The following is an 18654-nucleotide window of genomic DNA, read 5'->3' as shown; positions in this document are numbered from 1 at the left end:
GCCGCCAGCTCCGCCGGCGCCGCCCCCGCCGACCTGGCCCAGGGCATGACCACCGGCTGACCCCCGGCCGCCCCTGCGCCGGTACGGCCACGCCGGGCGAGCGGTCAGGCCCGGCCGCGGAAGACCTCGATGAGGGCGGCGTAGCTGCCGCCGGTGTGGCCGGCTTCGATGGCACGCTCGGTCAGGGCCTGGATGCGGGCGGGCCACTCGGTGTCGACGCCCGCCGCCGCGCTCTCCCGGACCAGGTACTTCATCGTGGCCAGATGGGTCTCCAGGGTGGCGTCATCGGCCGGGAAGCCGCCCTTGTCGATCTGACCGGCGTACTCGCTGATGAAGCCGGTCACACTGGCGGCCCACTGGTTCGCGAACGGCGCGAACGCCGCCGCGTCGACCCCGGCCTCCCCCAGCAGCGCCGCCCCGTGCAGGAACGAGTTGAGCATGCCCCACATGACGCCGAGCAGGGCCACGTCGTACAGGGAGGCCAGCCCGGGATCCGTGCCGAAGAAGGTCGCGGTGCCGAGCCGTCCCAGGCTGTCGCGATGCCTGTCGAACGCCTCCTGCGAGCCGCTGAACAGCAGGAACGCCTCCGGCGTGCCGATCAGGCCGGGAACCGCCATGATCGCGCCGTCCACGTAGTCCGCCGTCCACGCCGCCAGCTCGCGAGCCTCGCCGGAGGTCCCGGAGGTCAGGTTCACGAGGGTCCGCCCGGCCAGCGCCGCCCGGTGCGGGCCGAGCGTGTCCCGGACCGCGTCCGCGTCGCTGAGGCAGACGACGACCAGGGCGCTCGCCCGTACGGCGTCGTCCACGGAGGACGCGAGCACGGCTCCCCGGGCGATCAGGTCGTCCGCCTTGCCGGGCGTGCGGTTCCACACGGTGGTCGGGTGACCCGCCCCGGCGAAGGCGGCGGCCAGGGCCTGCCCCATGAGGCCCAGGCCGATGACGGTGACGGATCCGTTCGGTGTCTCGTTCATGGCCCCACTGTGCGGGAGGGGGGTTCCGGCCGGTCTCCGGAAAGGTTGCGGATACGGTTGCGGGGTGCGTTTCGGAGTGCTGGGCCCCCTGGAGGTGCGGACGTCGGGCGGGTTGCCCGTGCACGTCCCCGAGACCAGGATCCGCACCCTGCTGACCGCGCTGCTGGTGCACCGGGGCCACGCCGTCTCCGTGGACCGGCTCGCCGGCATCCTGTGGGGTGACGCGCCCCCGGCCGGCCACGTCCGCACGGTGCGGTCCAAGGTCTCGCTGCTGCGCCGCGTCCTGGAGGAGGCCGAGCCGGGCGGCCGCGACCTGATCGAATCCCGGCCGTCGGCATACCTGCTGCGGGCCGACGACGACGCCGTCGACGCCGGGCGCTTCGAGACGCTGCTGCGCCGCGCGGGCCAGGCCACCGGCGACCCGCGCGCGAGGGCGCGGCTGCTCGGCGAGGCCGCCGCCCTGTGGCGGGGCGCGGCGGCGTACGCCGACCACGCCGACGAGGAGTTCGCCCGGACGGAGGCCGGGCGGCTGGGGGAGCAGCGTCTGGTGGCGCTCGAAGAGCTCGCCGGCGCGCGGCTCGAACTCGGCGAGCACGCGCTGGTCGCGGCCGAGCTGGGCGGGCTCGTCGCCGCGCACCCGCTGCGCGAGCGGCTGCGCCACGCGCACGCCCGCGCCCTGTACCTGGCGGGCCGCCAGGACGAAGCGCTCGCGAGCCTCGCCGACCTGCGCGAGCGGCTGCGCGACGACCTCGGCCTCGACCCCGGCCCCGACCTGGCCCACCTGCACGAGGCAATCCTCCGGCAAGACCCCGCCCTGGCCCCCGCCGCCCTGCCGCCCGGTTCGCCGGCGGTGGTCGCGCCGGTCGCCGACGTGCCGGTGGGGCGGTCGCGTGGCAACCTGCCCGCGCCGCTGGCGGACCTGATCGGCCGCGCCGGGGACGTGCGCCGCGTCGGCGCGCTGCTGGCCGCCCGGCCGCCGGTCCCCCCCACCCGCCCCGGCGGCGTCGGCAAGACCCGCCTCGCGCTGGCGGCGGCCGGCCGGGCCGCCGCGCGGCACCCGGACGGGGCCTGGCTGGTGGAGCTCGCCACCGCGCGCACCGCCGCCGAGGTGCACGAGGCCGTCGCGGCGGTGCTCGGCCTGCGCGACGACGGGCGCGCCCCCGCCCGCTCCCGGCCCGGCCGGCTCGCCGACGCCCTCGCCGGCCGCGACCTGCTGCTCGTCCTGGACAACTGCGAGCACGTCGTCGAGCCGGTCGCCGAGCTGGCCGCCAGGCTGCTGCGCGCGGCGCCCGCCCTGCGCGTCCTGGCCACCAGCCAGGAGCCGCTCGCCGTTGCGGGCGAACGCCTGTGGCCCGTCGCGCCCCTGGACCTGCCGGAACCGGGCGCGGACCAGCCGGAACGCTCGGACGCGGTGCGGCTGTTCGTCGCCCGCGCCACCGCCGCCGACCCCGCCTTCCGCCTGGGGCCGGGCGACGCGGAGGCCGTCGCCACGATCTGCCGCCGCCTCGACGGCATCCCGCTCGCGCTGGAGATGGCCGCCGCCCGGGTCCGGGTCATGCCCGTGGCCGACCTCGCCGCCCGGCTCGACGACCGCTTCCGGGTGCTCACCGCGACCCTGCGCGGCGCCCCGGCCCGGCAGCGCACCCTGCGGGCGGCCATCGACTGGAGCTGGGGCCTGCTCGGCGAGCGCGAGCAGACCGTGCTGCGCCGCCTGTCCGTCTGCGCCGACGGCTGCACGCTGGAGGCGGCCGAGGCCGTCTGCGCGGACGGGCAGGTGAGCCGCGACGACGTGCTCGGCCTGCTCGCCCGGCTGGTCGACCGGTCCCTGGTGCACCAGCGCGACGGCCGCTACCGCCTGCTGGAGTCGGTCGCCGCCTACGGCGCGGAGCGCCTCGCCGAGGCCGGCGACGACGACCGGCGCACCCGCGACCGCCACCTCGCCCACTACGCCGCCTTCGCCGAGCAGGCCGACGCCGGGCTCCGCGGCCCCGGGCAGCTCCTGTGGCTGCGACGGCTGGAGGCCGAGACCGCCAATGCCCGCGCCGCACTCGCCCACGCCGTCCGTCACGACGTCACCGACACCGCGCTGCGGCTGGTCAACGCCCTGGCCTGGTTCTGGTTCCTGCGAGGCAGGTTCGCCGAGGCGCGGCGTGCGCTCGATCTCGCGCTGTCCACCGGCGGCGCCGCCCCGCTGCGGGCGGCCGCCCGCGCCTGGCGCGCCGGCATGTCGCTGCTCCTGCACGATACCGACGAGACCGGCAGCCGGGCCGCGCTCAAGCTGTACGACACCGTCGGCGACCCGGCGGGGCAGGCTCGCGCCCGATGGTTCGTCGCGCTGGGCATGACCGGGTTCGGCGACCCGGCGGCGCCTCTCGGCCTCGCGGGCCGGGCGCACGCCGCCTTCGAGGCGCTGGGCGACCGCTGGGGCGCCGCCGCGGCCCTGGCCGTACGCGCCGAAGCCCACCTCTACCGGGGCGAAGCGGACCGGGCACGCGCGGACGCCGGCCGGGCGCAGGCGCTCTTCCGCGAACTCGGCGACGGCTGGGGGCAGTTGCAGACCGCCTACACCCTCGGCGACCTGGCCGAGACGGCCGGCGACTACGAGACGGCCGGGCGGCTGCGCCGGCGGGGGCACCGGCTCGCCCGCGACCTGGAGCTGTGGAACGACGTCTCCAAGATGCTGGCCCGGCTCGGCCGGACCGCCGTCCTGACCGGCGACCTCGGCCGGGCCCGGGAGCTCCACGAACGGGCCGGACGGCTGGCCGCCGCCCACGCCTACCGGCGCGGCGAGGAGTTCGCCGAGGTCGGCCTCGGGATCGTGGCCAGGCGCCAGGGCCGGCTGGACGACGCCGAGACCCACTTCCGCGCCTGGCTCGACTGGTGCCGGCGCTGGGAGGGCGACCACGGGGTGGCGTTCATCCTGGCCGAACTCGGATTCATCGCCGAGCAGCGCGGGGACGCCGGCGCCGCGTGCGAGCTCCACACGGAGGGGCTCGGCCACGCCCGCCGCACCGGCGACCCCCGGGCGCTCGCTCTCGCCTTCGAGGGACTGGCCGGCGCCGAAGCTCTCGCCGGCGACCACGTCCGGGCCGCCCGGCTGCTCGGCGCCGCCGCGGCGGCCCGCGACGCGGCCGGCGCACCGCTGCCCCCGGCCGAACGCGGCGACGTCGACCGCGTCACCCGGGCCGTCAGAGCCGGCCTGAGCCCGCGCGCGTACGAGCGCGCCCTGCGGGCGGGGCTCCCCGGCGACCTCGGCGCGGCACCGAGTGGCAGGTGAGCCGCGACGCCGCGGGCAGGTCAGAGCGTGTTCTCGTGGACGTGCACGATGAGCCAGGAGCCCTCCACGAGCCGCAGCACGCTGGTCGTCCTGACGATGTCCACCTCGCCGCCGGCGTAGTCGACCCGCAGCAGGTAGCGGGCCAGCGCGGTGTCGCCCCACACGTCCACGACCTCGTCGTAGGCGTGCAGGCGCTCGGCCGGGCCGTCGGCGGGCCGGGCGTCGCGTACCTTGTCGAGCTGCCGCCTGCTGGTGATCAGGTCGGGCGCGGCCGAGTCGAAGATCGTGGCATCCGGATGCAGCAGTCGGTCGATCCCCGCGCGGTCCCCCCGGGTATAGGCCTCGTACATCGCGGAGATGACGGCCCACACGGCTTCACGAGTCACGAACAGCTCCCTTATCGGTGATATTTGGTGTTTTGTCACCGTAAGGGTAATCAATCAGCCGATCGCCTTTACATTGTAGATTCATCCCGTTCGAGCTCGTGGGCCAGCGCCTCCAGCTCCGCCTCACCGGCCATCAGCGCGGTCAGCCGTTCCCTGGTGATGTCGGCCTTGGCGTACTCCCCCAGGCTCGCCCCCCGGTTGAGCAGCAGGAACCGGTCCCCCACCGGGTAGGCGTGATGCGGGTTGTGCGTGATGAACACCACGCCGAGCCCCCGATCCCTGGCCCGCGCGATGTAGCGCAGCACCACTCCCGCCTGCTTGACGCCGAGCGCCGAGGTGGGCTCGTCGAGGATGAGCACCCGCGCGCCGAAGTGGACCGCCCTGGCGATCGCCACCGACTGCCGCTCGCCGCCGGACAGCGTGCCGACCGGCTGGTCCACGTCGCGGATGTCGATGCCCATCGCGCGCAGTTCCTCCCCGGCCACCCGCCGCGCCGTGCGGACGTCGAAGGCCAGGCCCTTGCGCGGCTCGGAGCCGAGGAAGAAGTTGCGCCACACCGACATCAGCGGGATCATCGCCAGGTCCTGGTAGACGGTGGCGATGCCGCGGTCCAGCGCGTCGCGCGGGCCGGTGAGGCGCACCTCGGCCCCGTCGACGAGCAGCGTGCCCGTGTCGTGCCGGTGCACCCCGGCCAGGATCTTGATGAGCGTCGACTTGCCGGCGCCGTTGTCGCCCAGCACGCAGGTGACCTGCCCGGCCTCGACCCCCATCGACACCCCGCGCAGCGCCAGCACCGAGCCGAACGACTTGCCGATGTCGCGGGTCTGCAGAATCAATGCCGCACCTCCTCGGCGTACCGCCGGACCAGGCGGTTGGCGAGCGTGGCCAGCAGCAGCATGGCCCCCAGGAAGAACTTGAACCAGTCGGCGTCCCAGCCCAGGAACACGATGCCCTTGTCGGCCATACCGAAGATCACCGCCCCGATCGCCGCGCCGATCGCGGAGCCGTACCCGCCGGTGAGCAGGCAGCCGCCGATCACGGCGGCGATGATGTAGATGAACTCCTGCCCGATGCCGATGTTGGCCTGCACGGACGTGTAGCGCAGCGCCATCATGGAGCCGACCAGCCAGGCCGCGAACGCCGTCGTCATGAACAGCGCGATCTTCGTGCGGGCGGCGGGCACCCCGACCGCGCGGGCGGCGCGCTCGTCGCCGCCCACCGCGAAGATCCAGTTGCCCGCCCGCGACCGCATGAGCACCCAGGTGGCCGCCCCGGTGACCAGCACCCACCACAGGATCGCGACCCGGAACGAGGTGCCGGCGACCTCGACGGTGCCCGCGAAGACGGCCTGCGCGCCCGCGTAGCCGCCCGCCTCGCGCAGGCCGCCGACCTGCACGGTGCCGGTGAGCGCCTTGGTGACGCCCAGGTTGAGGCCCTGGAGCATGAGGAACGTGCCGAGCGTCACGATGAAGCTGGGCAGGTTGGTGCGCGTCACGATCAGCCCGTTGAGCAGCCCGACGGCCAGCGCCACCACGAGGCTGACCAGCATGGCCGGCCACACGTTCAGGCCGTACTCGGTGGCGAGCGTGACGAGGATCAGCCCGGTCGTGCCGGTCAGCACGCCGGCCGACAGGTCGAACTCGCCGCCGATCATGAGCAGCGCGATCGCCACCGCCATGATGCCGAGCGTCGAGGCCGGGTCGAGCCAGTTGGCCACGCCGTCGAGCGAGCGGAACACCGCCGACTGCGAGGCGAAGAACGCGAACACCACGAGCGCCCCGACTACCGCGCCCAGCTCCGGCCGGATCAGCAGGCGGCGCAGCACGCCGACGTCGGCGAGCCGCTCGTCCGTCACCTGGTGCCCGCCCCGGCCAGCTCGGCCACCTGCTGGGCGTTGTCCTTGGTGACGAAGCCGGGCCCGGTGTTGACCGGCAGGCCGCCGCCGACGGTGTTGAGGTTGTTCTTGTACAGGTGCAGGAACACGATCGGCAGGTAGCCCTGGAGGTACTGCTGCTGGTCCACGGCGAAGAGGATCTCGCCGGCGCCGATGGCGGTCACCACGTCCGCCGACAGGTCGAAGGTGGCCAGCTTGGCCTGCGACCCCGCGTCCCTGATCGCGTCGCGGGCGGCGACGGCGACGGCCGGGTTGAGCGCGAGCACGCCGTTGACCTGCTGGTCGGACTGCAGCTTGGCGGCGACCTTGGAGGTCACGTCGGCCAGGTTGCCGATGTCCACCTGCAGCCGCTCGACGGTGCCGCCGAGCGTCTCCTCGGCGCCCTTGCAGCGCTGGTCGAGGCCCACGTTGCCGGCCTCGTGGATCACGCACAGCAGCTTGGTCACCCCGGCCGCCTTGAGCTGTTCGCCGGCGCCGCGCCCGGCCACGTCCTCCGACTGGCCGACGTGCGTGATCGCGCCCATCGCCTTGGAGGCGTCGGCGCCGGAGTTGATGGTGACGACCGGGATGCCGGCCGCGACGGCCTTGCCGATGGACTCACGCAGCGCGTCGGGGTTGGCCATGGACACCACGACGCCGTCCGCCTTGGCGGACACCGCCTGGTCGATGAGCTGCGACTGCTTGGCCGGGTCGCTGTCGCCCTGGTACGTGACGCTCGCGCCGTACTGCTTGCCCGCGGCCTCGGCGCCGTTCTTGACCACGTCCCAGAAGGAGTCGCCGGCGGCGCTGTGGGTGATGACGGCGTAGGTGCCGCCGCCGGCGGCGGTCGGCGCCGTGCCGGCCGCCGTCGTCCGCGTCTGTTCCCCGGCGGGCGCCGAGCAGGCGGTCAGCGCCAGCGCGCTCGCCAGGGCCAGCACGATCGGGGTTCGTCTCATCCGACACCTCCATGAGCAACGGCCTCGCCCCGGTTCTACCGCAATATCAACTCTATGTATAGACATGCGGACCAGCGTGGCCCGCATTTAGAACGGAATTGTTCGTTCCCGTATGATGGGGGGCATGACCACCGCACCCATGAGCGGCCGCAAGGCGCAGGCCGCACGGAACGACGAGCTGATCCTCCAGGCGGCCAGGGCGGTCTTCACCGCCGATCCCGGCGCCCCCATCGCGGCCGTGGCCGAGAAGGCCGGCGTCGGCATCAGCGCGCTCTACCGCCGTTACCCCAGCAAGGAGGCGCTGCTGCAGAAGCTCTGCGGCGACGGGCTGAAGCTCTACATCGCCGTGACGGAGCGGGCGCTCGCCGACCAGGGCGACCCGTGGGAGGCGTTCGCCGGCTACATGCGCGGCATCGTGGACGCCGACACCAACTCGCTGACGATCAAGCTGGCGGGCACCTTCCAGCCCACGGAGGAGCTCTACCACGACGCGGCGCGCTCGGCCGAGGTGGCCGAGGAGGTGCACCGCCGGGCGGTGGCGGCGGGCGTGCTGCGCCCCGACGTCACGGTGGCCGACCTCGCGCTGCTGTTCGAGCAGATCGCCTCCATCAAGCTGGGCGACGCGGAGCGCACCTCCCAGCTCCGCCACCGCTACCTGGCCCTGGTGATGGACTCGCTGCGCGTCCCGCCGGCCCACCGCGAGCTGCCGGGCCCGCCCGCCCGGGACGAGGAGCTCTCGTCCCGCTGGACGCCCTGACGTCCCGGCCCCGTCAGGGCAGGTCGTCGTGCAGGCGGGCGGCCAGCTCCAGGGTGCGGCGGGCGCGGGCGACGATCGGCGCGTCGACGAACCGGCCGTCGGGCAGCGCCACCGCGCCCGCCCCGGCGGCCTCGGCCTCCGCCGCCGCCCGGACGATCTCGGCGGCCCTGGCGGTCTCCTCCTCCCCCGGCCGGAAGGCCCGCCTGATCACCGGGATCTGCCGGGGGTGGATCGCGGTCCTGCCGAACAGCCCCATCCCCCGCCCGGCCGCGCACGAGGCCGCCAGCCCCTCCTCGTCGCGCACGTCCGGGTAGACCGACATGGGCACCGGCGGCAGCCCCGCCGCCGCGGCCGCCAGCACCACCTGCATCCGCAGGTGGTTCATGGCGCCCTCGTCGGTGATCGACAGCTCGGCCGCCAGATCCTGCTCGCCGAGCGCGACCCCCGCCACGCTCGGATGAGCCGCGATCTCGCGCGCTCCGGCGATCCCCGCCGCCGACTCCAGCAGCGCGTAGGCCCGCACTCCCAGGCGCTCCGCCAGGTCCAGCGCGGCGCCCGACTCCACCTTGGGCAGCCGCACCGCGCCGGCCAGCCCGCCGACCGCCTCCAGGTCGTCCAGCCCCCGCTGGGTGGCCAGATCGTTGATCCGTACGTGGACCGCGCCGTCGCCGGGACGCTCGCGCAGGTAGGCGACGGCGTTGGCGCGGGCCTCGTCCTTGCGGGCGGGCGCGACGGCGTCCTCCAGATCGATGATCACCACGTCCGCCCCGGACGCGGCGGCCTTGGCGAACCTGTCCGGCCGGTCGCCCGGCACGTACAGCCAGGTCACGGGGGGCACGTTCACGCGATCACCCCGCTCTCGCGCAGGCGGGCCAGGTCGGCGGCGGCGTAGCCGAGCTCGCCGAGCACCTCGTCGGTGTCGCGGCCCAGGCGGCGGCCCGCCCAGCGCACCTCGCCGGGCGTGTCCGACAGCCGGAACAGCACGTTCTGCATGACGACCGAGCCGAGTTCCTCGTCGGGCACCTCGACGAACGTGCCGAGCGCCGCGTACTGCGGGTCCGTGGCGATGTCGGTGACGTCGTAGATCGGGGCGACGGCGGCCTGCGCCTCCTCGAAGCGGGCGATCACCTCGCCGGCGTCCCGCTCGCCGATCCAGGTGGCGACGGCCTCGTCGAGCTCGTCCACGTGCTCGACCCGGCCCGCGCCGGTGGCGAACCACGGCTGCCCGACCAGGTCGGGCCGCCCCACCAGGGTCACCACGCGCTCGGCGATCGGCTGCGCGCTGGTGGAGATGGCCAGCCAGCGGCCGTCGCGGGTGCGGTAGGTGTTGCGCGGGGCGTTGCTGCTGGAGCGGTTGCCGGTGCGCGGCGGCACCACGCCGAGCGCCTTGTAGGCGGTCATCTGCGGGCCGAGCAGGCCGAGAATGGGCTCGATGATGGCCATGTCGATCACCTGGCCGCGTCCGGTGCGCTCGCGGGCGTGCAGCGCGACCATGATCGCGTAGCACATGGCCAGACCGGCGATGCCGTCGGCGAGCGCCAGCGGCGGCAGCGTGGGCGGCCCGTCCGGCTCCCCCGTCATCGCCGCGAAGCCGCTCATGGCCTCGGCCAGCGTGCCGAACCCCGGCTGCCCGGCCATCGGCCCGAACTGCCCGAACCCGGTCATCCGCGCCACGATCAGCCTCGGGTTGGCCGCCATCAGGTCCTCCGGCGCCAGGCCCCAGCGCTCCAGCGTGCCCGGGCGGAAGTTCTCCACCAGCACGTCGGAGCGGGCGGCCAGGCGGCGCAGGATCTCCTGGCCGTCGGCCCGCGACAGGTCCACGGCGGCGGCGCGCTTGTTGCGCGACAGCGACTTCCACCACAGCCCGACCCCGCCGGCCGACGCCCCGTGCCCCCGCGACGGGTCGCCGCGCCTCGGGTGCTCGATCTTGACGACGTCGGCGCCGAAATCGCCCAGCATCATGGCGGCGGAGGGCCCGGCGAACAGCGTCGCGGCGTCGATGACCCGAAGGTCTGCGAGGCTTGTCATAGTTCTGTAAGTTATAAGAAATATGTCATAGGTCAATTCGCGAGCTCCGAGGGACACATGCCCACCGATCCCCAGCCGCCCATGAGCAAGGCCGAGTACGTCTACAGCGTCCTGCTGGAGGAGATCCGCACGGCCCGGATCCCCGGCGGCACCGCACTGCGCGCCGGGGCGGTCGCCCGGCGGCTCGGCGTCTCGGTGACGCCGGTGCGCGAGGCGCTGCGCAGACTGGAGAAGGACCGGCTGATCAGCTACGAGGCGCACCACGGCGCCACCGTGGTGGACCTGGGCGACGACGCGCTGGAGGAGTTCTACGGCCTGCGCGCGGTCGTCGAGGGCCTCGGCGCGCGGCTGGCCGCCGCCCGCGTCACCGCCGGCGACCTGGCCTGGCTGCGCGACCTGCACGCCGCGATGGCCCGCGACGCCGCGGAGGGCGCGCTCGGTCACCTGGCCGAGCAGAGCAGGCACTTCCACCTGCGGATCGCCGACATCGGCGGCCCGGCCTTCCTCGGCCAGCACGCCAGGGCGGTGCGCAACAGCTTCCCGGTGCCGCCCGGCGCCTCCCTCTGGCTGGACGCCGAGCAGGTGGCCCCGCAGCTCACGGCGCACGAGGCGATCCTGGCCGCGCTGGAGTCGGGTGACGGCCAGGCCGCCGAACGCCTCATGATCGAGCACGTGCGGCGGGCCGGCGAGCATCGCCGGGGGCGGGACCCGCTGGCAGGATGACAGTGTGACCAGGAATGTGACCAGGAATGTGATCAGGAGTGTGACCAGGAATGTGACCAACGGCGCGATCAAAGGCGTCCTGTTCGACCTCGACGGCACGCTGCTCGACCACCGCGGCGCCGCCGACGCCGGCATCACCGCCTGGGTCCGGGAGCGCGCGCCCGGCCATCCGCGCCTGGGCGAGGCCGCCGCGCTGTGGGAGGCGCTGGAGGAGCCGCACCTGGCGGCCTGGCACGCGGGCGAGTGCTCCTGGCAGGAGCAGCGCCGCCGCCGCGTCCGCGCGCTCTGCCTGGAGCTGGGCCTGGAGGTCCCCGGCGACCCGGACGCCGCCTTCGCCTCCTACGCGCGGCACTACCGGGACGGGTGGCGGGCCTACCCCGACGCGGCGGCCGCCGTGGCGGCGCTGCGGGGCTTCCGCCTGGGCGTCCTGACCAACGGCTCCCAGGAGATGCAGGAGGCCAAGGTCCGCGCGATCGGCCTGCACGGGCGGGTCGGCCCGGTGCTGACGGGCGAGGTGCTGGACGGCCGCTACAAACCCGCCCCCGCCTGCTACACCGGCGCCGCCGCCGCGCTCGGCCTGGCGCCGCAGGAGGTGCTGCTGGTCGGCGACGACGTGGCCAAGGACGTCACCGGCCCGGCCGTGACCGGCATGCGCTCGGCCTGGCTCGACCGCCTCGGCCTCACCCCGCCCCCGGAGGGCTTCCCGCGCATCACCTCGCTCACACAGCTGCCGCCTCTCGTCACCCGGTAGCGAGCATTTGTCTGGACATTCTGACCTCGGTTAAGCTGATCAGCATGACCGCGAATCTGGCGATCGACCTGGATCGATCCAGCCCCGTGCCGCTCTATTTCCAGGTGGCGGAGCAGATCGCCGAAGCGATCCGCCGGGGTGACCTGGCCCCCGGCTCCCGGCTGGACAACGAGATCCTGCTGGCCGACAAGCTCGGGCTGTCGCGGCCGACGATCCGCCAGGCGATCCAGTACCTCGTGGACAAGGGCCTGCTGGTGCGCAAGCGCGGCGTCGGCACCCAGGTCGTGCACGGCCAGGTCAAGCGCTCGGTCGAGCTGACCAGCCTCTACGACGACCTGCGCCGCTCCGGCCAGGAGCCGGCCACGCAGGTGCTCGCCCTGGAGCCCCGCCCGGTCGAGGAGGGGATCGCCGCCATCCTCGGCGTCGAGCCGGGCAGCGAGGTGCTCTACGTCGAGCGGCTCCGGTTCGCCGCGGGCGAGCCGCTGGCCCTCATGCACAACTGGCTGCCTACCGGCCTGGCCCAGATCACCGCCGCCGACCTGGAGGCGCGCGGCCTGTATGAGCTGCTGCGCGGCGCCGGGGTGCGGATGCGGGTGGCCAACCAGCGCATCGGCGCCCGCGCCGCCAACCAGGCCGACGCCAAGCTCCTGGACGAACGGCGCGGCGCCCCGCTGCTGACCATGATCCGCACCACCTACGACGACCAGGGCCGGGCGGTCGAGCACGGCTCGCACGTCTACCGGGCCTCGCACTATTCGCTGGAGGTCACGCTCATCGAGCGATGATACAGAAAGGTCTCATTCTGTCACCACGGCGCGACGTGGAGTATTCTTCGCCTGGCCGCCCTTTCTCCATCCCGGCACGAGAACGGCGAACGCGCATGGACTTCCACCTGTCGACCACCGTCCGTGACGGCCGCGTGACCGTCGAGGTCGCGGGCGAGCTCGACATCGCCACCACCCCCCTGCTGCGCGCCCGGCTGCGCGAGGCGGTGGCGCGCGGGCCCGGAGAGGTGGTGCTCGACCTGCGCGGGCTGACGTTCGCCGACGCGGCCGGGCTGGGCGCGCTCGTCGCCGCCCGCCTGCACGCCGAGGCGGGCGGCTCGTCGCTCGTGCTGGCCGAGGTCCCGCCGTCGCTGACGCGCCTGCTGCGCATCACCGGCCTCGACGCCCACCTCACGCCCCAGGCGCAGGTCACCGCCCCGCTGAGGGCGCTGCGGCGCCCCTGCGAGACGCCGTCGCTCGGGGAGCTCACACCCCCTTGAGGTAGGTGGCCACCGCCTCCTGGGCCGCGTCGCGCAGGTGGGCGTGCACGAGCGCGTTCGCCTCGCGGTCGGTGCGCACCTCCACCACCCTCGGCCCCTGCCCGCGCAGCGCCTTGGGCAGCTCCGAGATGTCCTGCACCAGCGTGTACGGGGTCCCGGTCGCGGCCGTCACATAGCCGAGGTCCACCCCGTGCGGCGTGCCGAACACCCGCTCGAACGGATCGCGCACGGCCGCCTGCGGCAGCAGCGAGAAGATGCCGCCCCCGTCGTTGTTGACCACGACCAGGCACAGGTCCGGCCGGGGCTCGCGCGGGCCGAGGATGAGCCCGTTCTGGTCGTGCAGGAACGACAGGTCGCCGAGCAGCGCGTACGAGGGCCCGTTGTGCGCCAGCGCCGCCCCCATCGCCGACGACACCAGCCCGTCGATCCCGGAGGCGCCCCGGTTGGCCAGCACCCTGATCCCCCGCCGCGGCCGCATCGCCTGATCCAGGTCGCGGATCGGCATCGAGGACCCGCAGAACAGCAGCGACCCGTTGGGCAGCCCGTCGACCAGGTCGCGGGCCAGCCGGGGCTCGCTCAGCCCGGAGTCGTCCAGCACCTCGTCCAGCGCCGTGCGGGCCGCCGCGTCGGCCTGCCGCCAGGCGTGCAGCCAGCTGTCGTCGCCGGCCGCCACTGGGATCTCCACCGCCTGCGCCACCTGCGTGGCCGAACGGGTCGGGTCGGGCCAGCGGTCCAGGCCGGGTGACACCACGATGTGCTCCCCGGCCCGCTTCAGCCACGACAGCAGCGGCCGCGACAGCCCGGGCCGCCCCAGCGTGACCACCACGTCGGGCCGGTGGGCGTCGGCGAACTCGGGCATGCCGAGCAGGTAGTGGTAGGTGGAGATCGCGTGGTCGCCGTAGCGGCCGCCACCGTTGGGCTCCGACAGCACCGGCCAGCCCGCCATCCCGGCCGCCGCCACGTAGCGGCGCACGTTGGCCGCGCCGTCGCCGACCACGAGCACGCCGCGCCGGGTGGGCGCGATGTGCAGGGCGACGGGCGGCGGCGCGACCCGGGTGCGCACCCACGGCCCGCCCGCGTCGCCGTCGAGCGGTTCGCACCAGGAGGTGTCGCCGTCGGGGATCAGCGGCTCACGGAACGGCAGGTTCAGGTGGACGGGCCCCGGATCGGCCGGGCCGGCCGCCCGCTGGTAGGCGCGGCAGGCCAGCGACCGCCAGTAGGCCACCTGGCCGGGCCGGTCCTCGGGCACCCCGACCTCGGCGAACCACCGGGGCGCCGTGCCGTACATCTTGAGCTGGTCGATGGTCTGGTTGGCGCCGGTGCCGCGCAGCTCGGGCGGGCGGTCGGCGGTGAGCACGAGCAGCGGCACGCCGGACTCGCTCGCCTCGATCACGGCCGGGTGGAAGTTGGCCGTGGCGGTGCCCGAGGAGCAGACCAGCGCGACCGGCCGCTCGCCGCGCCTGGCCAGGCCCAGCGCCAGGAACGACGCCGACCGCTCGTCGATGCGCACGTGCAGCCGCACGCGGGACTCGGCGTGCAACGCGAGGGCGAGCGGGGCGGAGCGGGAGCCGGGCGCGATCACCACGTCGGTCAGGCCGCAGCGCACCAGCTCGTCGACCAGGACCGTGGCCAGCGCGGTAGCGGGGTTCACAGTGACGCCTCCTGCATCCGGCGTAGCCACGACGGAGAATCAATCTCAAAATCCGACAAATGCTCAGAATCTACATCTGGTCGGCGTACCGGCAGCATCCCGCCCACCGGGACGAGCGAGTCGCTCACCACGTCGCCCGACAGCAGCGACATCGTGCCGAGCCCGCACGCGTACGGCAGCTCCGGCAGCGCGGCGGCCAGCGCGACGCCCGCCGCCAGCCCCACGGAGGTCTCCACGGCGCTCGACACCACCGCCGGCAGCCCGCACGCCTCCACCACCCGCAGCGCGGCGCGCACCCCGCCCAGGGGCTGCACCTTGACGACCGCGATGTCGGCGGCCCCGGCGGCCCTGACGCGCAGCGGGTCGTCCGCCCGGCGGATCGACTCGTCGGCGGCGATCGGCACGTCGCAGGCCCGCCGCACGGCCGCCAGCTCCTCCAGCGTGGCGCACGGCTGCTCGGCGTATTCCAGGCCGAAGCGGTCGAGCTCCTTGAGCCGCCGCACGGCCTCGCCGACCTCCCAGGCGCCGTTGGCGTCGATCCGGACACGGCCCGACGGGCCGAGCGCGTCACGCACGGCCTCCACCCGCGCCACGTCCTCGGCGAACGTCTGCCCCGGCTCGGCGACCTTGACCTTGGCGGTGCCGCAGCCGGAGCGCCTGACCAGTTCGTGGGCCTGCTCGGGCCCCACGGCGGGCACGGTGGCGTTGACCGGGACCGCGTCGCGGACCGGCGCCGGCCACCCGTCGAAGGCGGCCTCGCGCGCGCACGCGAGCCACCGGGCGCACTCGCGCGGCCCGTACTCGGGGAACGGCGAGAACTCGCCCCACCCGGCCGGTCCGTGCAGCAGCACCCCTTCCCTGACGGTCTGCCCCCGGAACCTGGTGCGCATCGGAATCCGGAAAACCACGGGAGAACGCGTCACGACCCTCCCTGCGCCGCTGCCCGATCTGACGCCATTAACCTTACGAGCATGTGGAGGAACCCGTCGCATCCGGACCGCCCGCTGCACGCGGTCGCGCTGCCCGCCGGGCCGCGGCTGTTCGCGGCGATCCGCGACGCGCTGTCCGGCGAGGGCCCCGCGGTGCTGCCCCTGATCCCGGGCCAGGAGGCCGCCGCCATCGCGGCCCTGCGCCCCACCCACTCCGGTGGCAGGCGGCAGCCGGGCGGCGCCGGCGTGCCCGGCGAGGTGGCCGTGGTCATCGCCACCAGCGGCAGCACGGGGCCCCCCAAGGGCGTGATGCTCTCGGCCGCCGCGCTGCGCGCCTCGGCGGCCGCCTCGCTGCGCCGGCTGGATGCGGCCAAGGGCGAGCGGTGGCTGTGCTGCCTGCCCGTCTCCCACGTCTCCGGCCTGCAGGTGCTCGTGCGGTCGCTGCTGTGCGAGAGCGAACCGGTCCTGCACGAGCGGTTCGACCCGGTGGCGGTGCTGGAGTCCGGCGCCGACCACGTGTCGCTGGTGCCCACCCAGTTGCACCGGCTGGTCGCGCTGCGCGCCGACCTGTCGAGGTTCCGCACCGTCCTGCTCGGCGGGGTCGCGCCCCGGCCGGGGCTGGTCGCCGAGGCCCGGGCGCTCGGCGCGCGGGTGGTGACGACGTACGGGATGAGCGAGACGAGCGGCGGGTGCGTGTACGACGGCATGCCCCTCGACCAGGTGGAACTGAAGATCGGCGACGACGGGCGGATCCTGGTGTCCGGGCCGGTGCTGTTCTCCGGCTACCGCGACAGTCCGGCGGGCCCGCCCGGCGGGGGCTGGTTCGTCACCTCGGACCTGGGCGAGCTGTCGGGCGGGCGGCTGCGGGTGCTCGGCCGGGCCGACGACGTCATCAACACCGGCGGCGAGAAGGTGCCGGCCGCCTCCGTGGCCGCCGTCCTCGGCGCCCATCCCGAGGTCGCCGACGTGGCCGTGGTGGGCCGCCCCGACCCCGAGTGGGGCGAGCTCGTGGTGGCCGTCGTGGTGCCCGCCGACCCCGCCGCCCCGCCCACGCTGGCCCAGTTGCGCGCCTACTGCACCGACCGGCTGCCGCCGCACGCCGCCCCCCGTGACCTGCGGCTCCTGCCGAGCTTGCCGCTGCTGCCGAACGGGAAGACCGATCTGATCCGCCTCAAGTCCGGAACCTGATGACTTGTGCATGCGTCATAGTGGGAGAAGAAGGAGGGAGTGTTCATGGACCAGACCCGCAAGATGTGGGCATCCGCGGTGGCCGTCGGCGTGATCGTCGCCGGTGGCGTCTCCGTCGCGGCGGCCGCCTCGGCGGGCAGGCTCGACCAGGCCAGGCAGACCCGGGCCGTGATCGAGAAGTCGCTGGATCAGCCCTCGCAGCCCACACCGTCCGGGCAGCCCTCCGGAGACGGCCTCGTGGTGACCACCGAGGTCAACCCGAATCCCGAGGACGTCATCGGCTACTGGACGGAAGAGCGTCTGGAGGGGGCCAACCCGATGCCCATGCCGGAGGTCCGGCAGGGAGAGTTCGAGCTGGCCGAATAGGGACATCAGTCCACTTCTGGGCGTTTTTCATCCCCGCGGGAACAAATAGCGCCGATCGGCGTTATTGATACTGGTGAGTTGTGCGGCCGGAGCCGGGCCGCCCCACCCAAACTGCCCAGAATCGCTTCCACTCCGTTGGAGGAGGTGTCCTCATGCCCCGAACCGCCGTGGCGACCCCACCCGCGACCCTCGATCAGCTGATTGACCGAGGGCGAGCCCAGGGTCACCTCTCTCTCGCGGACCTGCGTGACGCGTTCGCCCAGGCGGGCATCAGCCCCGCCCAGGGCCGGTCGATCCTGCGCGAGCTCACCGACGCCGGGGTCAGCCTGGCCGCCGGGGACGAGCCGCCCATCAAGGCGCCCACCCAGCGCAAGAAGGCCGCGGACAGGCCCGCAACCAAGCGCTCCACCAGGAAGAAGGCTTCGAATCCCGAGACTACCGACTCGGGTGCCGCCAAGGCAAAAACCGGCGACGAGGACGCTCCCGACGAGGTCGTCCTGCAGCCGGAGGAGGCCGACCTGGAGAACGAGACGCTCGACCTGGACGACAACCAGTCGGTCATGGGCGACTCGGTGCACACCTACCTCAAGTCCATCGGCCGCCGCACCCTGCTCACCGCCGCGCAGGAGGTGGACCTGGCCCGGCGCATCGAGGCCGGCCTGTACGCCGAGTACAAGCTGGAGACCGGCGACGACCTGTCCTCCGCCGCCCGCGACGACCTGCTCATGGTGATCGAGGACGGCAAGGCGGCCAAGGACCACATGCTGGAGGCCAACCTCCGGCTGGTCGTGTCCGTGGCCAAGAAGTACACCGACCGCGGCATGTCCCTGCTGGACGTCGTCCAGGAGGGCAACCTGGGCCTCATCAGGGCCGTGGAGAAGTTCGACTACACCAAGGGCTTCAAGTTCTCCACCTACGCCATGTGGTGGATCCGGCAGGCCATCCAGCGTGGCTTCGCCGACTCGGCCCGGACCATCCGGCTGCCCGTGCACGTGCTGGAGATGCTCTCCAAGCTGTCGCGCATCGAGCGGGACATGCACCAGCGGCTGGGCCGCGAGCCCACGCCCGAGGAACTGGCCGTCGAGCTCGACAGGACGCCCGACCAGATCGAGGAGCTGCTGCGCACCAGCCGCCAGCCGATCTCGCTGAACGCGACGATCGGCGAGGACGGCGAGACCACGATCGGCGACCTCATCGAGGACGTCGACTCCCCCGAGGCGTCGGAGATCGTCGACCGCCAGCTGCTGGGCGACCAGCTGCGGGGCGTGCTGCAGAACCTGTCGCCGCGCGAGGCGAAGATCATGGCGCTGCGGTTCGGCCTGGTGGACGGCAAGCCGCACACGCTCGACGAGATCGGCAAGTACATGGGCCTGACCCGGGAGCGCATCCGGCAGCTGGAGAAGGAGTCGCTGTCGAAGCTGCGCCACCCGAGCAACACGCGCCCGCTGCTCGACTGGGCCAGCTGAGCCCATCAGGAAGCCCCGGCCACCAGGCCGGGGCTTTCCCCTTTCCCAGGAACGTCCTCCGGGACGTA

Annotated in this window: 18 protein-coding genes; 9 read left to right on the top strand and 9 right to left on the bottom strand. The window is 74.0% G+C overall.

The genetic code is table 11. The annotated features are described in order from the left end of the window. Positions 1–104 precede the first annotated feature (104 nt). Positions 105–971, bottom strand: coding sequence for an NAD(P)-dependent oxidoreductase (locus ADY59_RS31385; RefSeq protein ID WP_049569678.1), 867 nt, complete (start codon positions 969–971; stop codon positions 105–107). Positions 972–1035: 64 nt separating this feature from the next. On the opposite strand from ADY59_RS31385, the gene ADY59_RS31380 reads away from it, so the two are divergent. Further along, positions 1036–4248: a BTAD domain-containing putative transcriptional regulator gene (locus tag ADY59_RS31380; protein ID WP_049569675.1), complete on the top strand. Its 3213-nt coding sequence runs from the start codon at positions 1036–1038 to the stop codon at positions 4246–4248. Positions 4249–4268: 20 nt separating this feature from the next. Here ADY59_RS31380 and ADY59_RS31375 read toward each other — a convergent pair whose 3' ends face one another. From ADY59_RS31375 to ADY59_RS31360, 4 genes are all read right to left on the bottom strand, one after another. Continuing rightward, the gene (locus ADY59_RS31375) at positions 4269–4634 is read right to left on the bottom strand and encodes a nuclear transport factor 2 family protein (protein ID WP_049569672.1); all 366 of its coding nucleotides are present in this window, start codon (positions 4632–4634) and stop codon (positions 4269–4271) included. Between the two features lie 68 nt (positions 4635–4702). Beyond that, positions 4703–5470, bottom strand: a complete 768-nt coding sequence (locus ADY59_RS31370) for an ATP-binding cassette domain-containing protein (protein ID WP_049569670.1) — start codon at positions 5468–5470, stop codon at positions 4703–4705. After that, complete coding sequence (locus tag ADY59_RS31365; protein ID WP_049569667.1) at positions 5467–6489, bottom strand: ABC transporter permease; 1023 nt, start codon at positions 6487–6489, stop codon at positions 5467–5469. Before ADY59_RS31365 ends, ADY59_RS31370 begins: the two co-directional genes overlap by 4 nt. Continuing rightward, positions 6486–7463, bottom strand: coding sequence for a sugar ABC transporter substrate-binding protein (locus ADY59_RS31360; RefSeq protein WP_049569664.1), 978 nt, complete (start codon positions 7461–7463; stop codon positions 6486–6488). The genes ADY59_RS31365 and ADY59_RS31360 overlap by 4 nt, the downstream gene beginning before the upstream one ends. A 124-nt stretch (positions 7464–7587) precedes the next feature. On the opposite strand from ADY59_RS31360, the gene ADY59_RS31355 reads away from it, so the two are divergent. Continuing rightward, a complete protein-coding gene (locus ADY59_RS31355; RefSeq protein WP_231618986.1) occupies positions 7588–8220 on the top strand; it encodes a TetR/AcrR family transcriptional regulator in 633 nt (210 codons plus the stop codon). Positions 8221–8233: 13 nt separating this feature from the next. On the opposite strand, the gene ADY59_RS31350 is transcribed toward ADY59_RS31355, so the two are convergent. Continuing rightward, positions 8234–9064, bottom strand: coding sequence for an HpcH/HpaI aldolase/citrate lyase family protein (locus ADY59_RS31350; protein WP_049569661.1), 831 nt, complete (start codon positions 9062–9064; stop codon positions 8234–8236). Further along, on the bottom strand, positions 9061–10248 hold the full coding sequence (locus tag ADY59_RS31345; protein WP_049569659.1) for a CaiB/BaiF CoA transferase family protein: 1188 nt from the start codon (positions 10246–10248) through the stop codon (positions 9061–9063). Before ADY59_RS31345 ends, ADY59_RS31350 begins: the two co-directional genes overlap by 4 nt. Before the next feature lie 57 nt (positions 10249–10305). Between ADY59_RS31345 and ADY59_RS31340 the strand changes: the two genes are divergently transcribed. The 4 genes from ADY59_RS31340 (at position 10306) to ADY59_RS31325 (ending at position 12986) form a co-directional block, all read left to right on the top strand. Continuing rightward, positions 10306–10971, top strand: coding sequence for a GntR family transcriptional regulator (locus ADY59_RS31340; RefSeq protein WP_049569656.1), 666 nt, complete (start codon positions 10306–10308; stop codon positions 10969–10971). A 40-nt stretch (positions 10972–11011) separates the two neighbouring features. Next, complete coding sequence (locus tag ADY59_RS31335) at positions 11012–11722, top strand: HAD family hydrolase (protein ID WP_197093947.1); 711 nt, start codon at positions 11012–11014, stop codon at positions 11720–11722. A 44-nt stretch (positions 11723–11766) separates the two neighbouring features. Continuing rightward, complete coding sequence (locus ADY59_RS31330; RefSeq protein WP_049569652.1) at positions 11767–12507, top strand: GntR family transcriptional regulator; 741 nt, start codon at positions 11767–11769, stop codon at positions 12505–12507. A 95-nt stretch (positions 12508–12602) separates the two neighbouring features. Next, on the top strand, positions 12603–12986 hold the full coding sequence (locus ADY59_RS31325) for an STAS domain-containing protein (protein WP_063780841.1): 384 nt from the start codon (positions 12603–12605) through the stop codon (positions 12984–12986). Here ADY59_RS31325 and menD read toward each other — a convergent pair. Beyond that, positions 12973–14637 (bottom strand): 2-succinyl-5-enolpyruvyl-6-hydroxy-3-cyclohexene-1-carboxylic-acid synthase, encoded by a 1665-nt coding sequence (gene menD / locus ADY59_RS31320; protein WP_049569649.1) that lies wholly within the window; start codon positions 14635–14637, stop codon positions 12973–12975. The genes ADY59_RS31325 and menD overlap by 14 nt on opposite strands. Next, positions 14634–15527: an o-succinylbenzoate synthase gene (locus tag ADY59_RS31315; protein WP_231618985.1), complete on the bottom strand. Its 894-nt coding sequence runs from the start codon at positions 15525–15527 to the stop codon at positions 14634–14636. Before ADY59_RS31315 ends, menD begins: the two co-directional genes overlap by 4 nt. Before the next feature lie 81 nt (positions 15528–15608). Between ADY59_RS31315 and ADY59_RS31310 the strand changes: the two genes are divergently transcribed. The 3 genes from ADY59_RS31310 to ADY59_RS31300 all read left to right on the top strand — a co-directional run bounded on the left by ADY59_RS31310 (position 15609) and on the right by ADY59_RS31300 (position 18586). Further along, a complete protein-coding gene (locus ADY59_RS31310) occupies positions 15609–16754 on the top strand; it encodes an AMP-binding protein (RefSeq protein ID WP_049569645.1) in 1146 nt (381 codons plus the stop codon). A 45-nt stretch (positions 16755–16799) separates the two neighbouring features. Further along, positions 16800–17120, top strand: a complete 321-nt coding sequence (locus ADY59_RS31305) for a hypothetical protein (RefSeq protein WP_156325850.1) — start codon at positions 16800–16802, stop codon at positions 17118–17120. A gap of 152 nt (positions 17121–17272) precedes the next feature. Continuing rightward, complete coding sequence (locus tag ADY59_RS31300; protein WP_049569640.1) at positions 17273–18586, top strand: RNA polymerase sigma factor; 1314 nt, start codon at positions 17273–17275, stop codon at positions 18584–18586. Positions 18587–18654: the final 68 nt, after the last annotated feature.

It is taken from the genome of Nonomuraea sp. SBT364 (assembly GCF_001083785.1).
Lineage (GTDB): Bacteria > Actinomycetota > Actinomycetes > Streptosporangiales > Streptosporangiaceae > Nonomuraea.
This window is presented reverse-complemented; position numbering and strand designations above follow the sequence as displayed.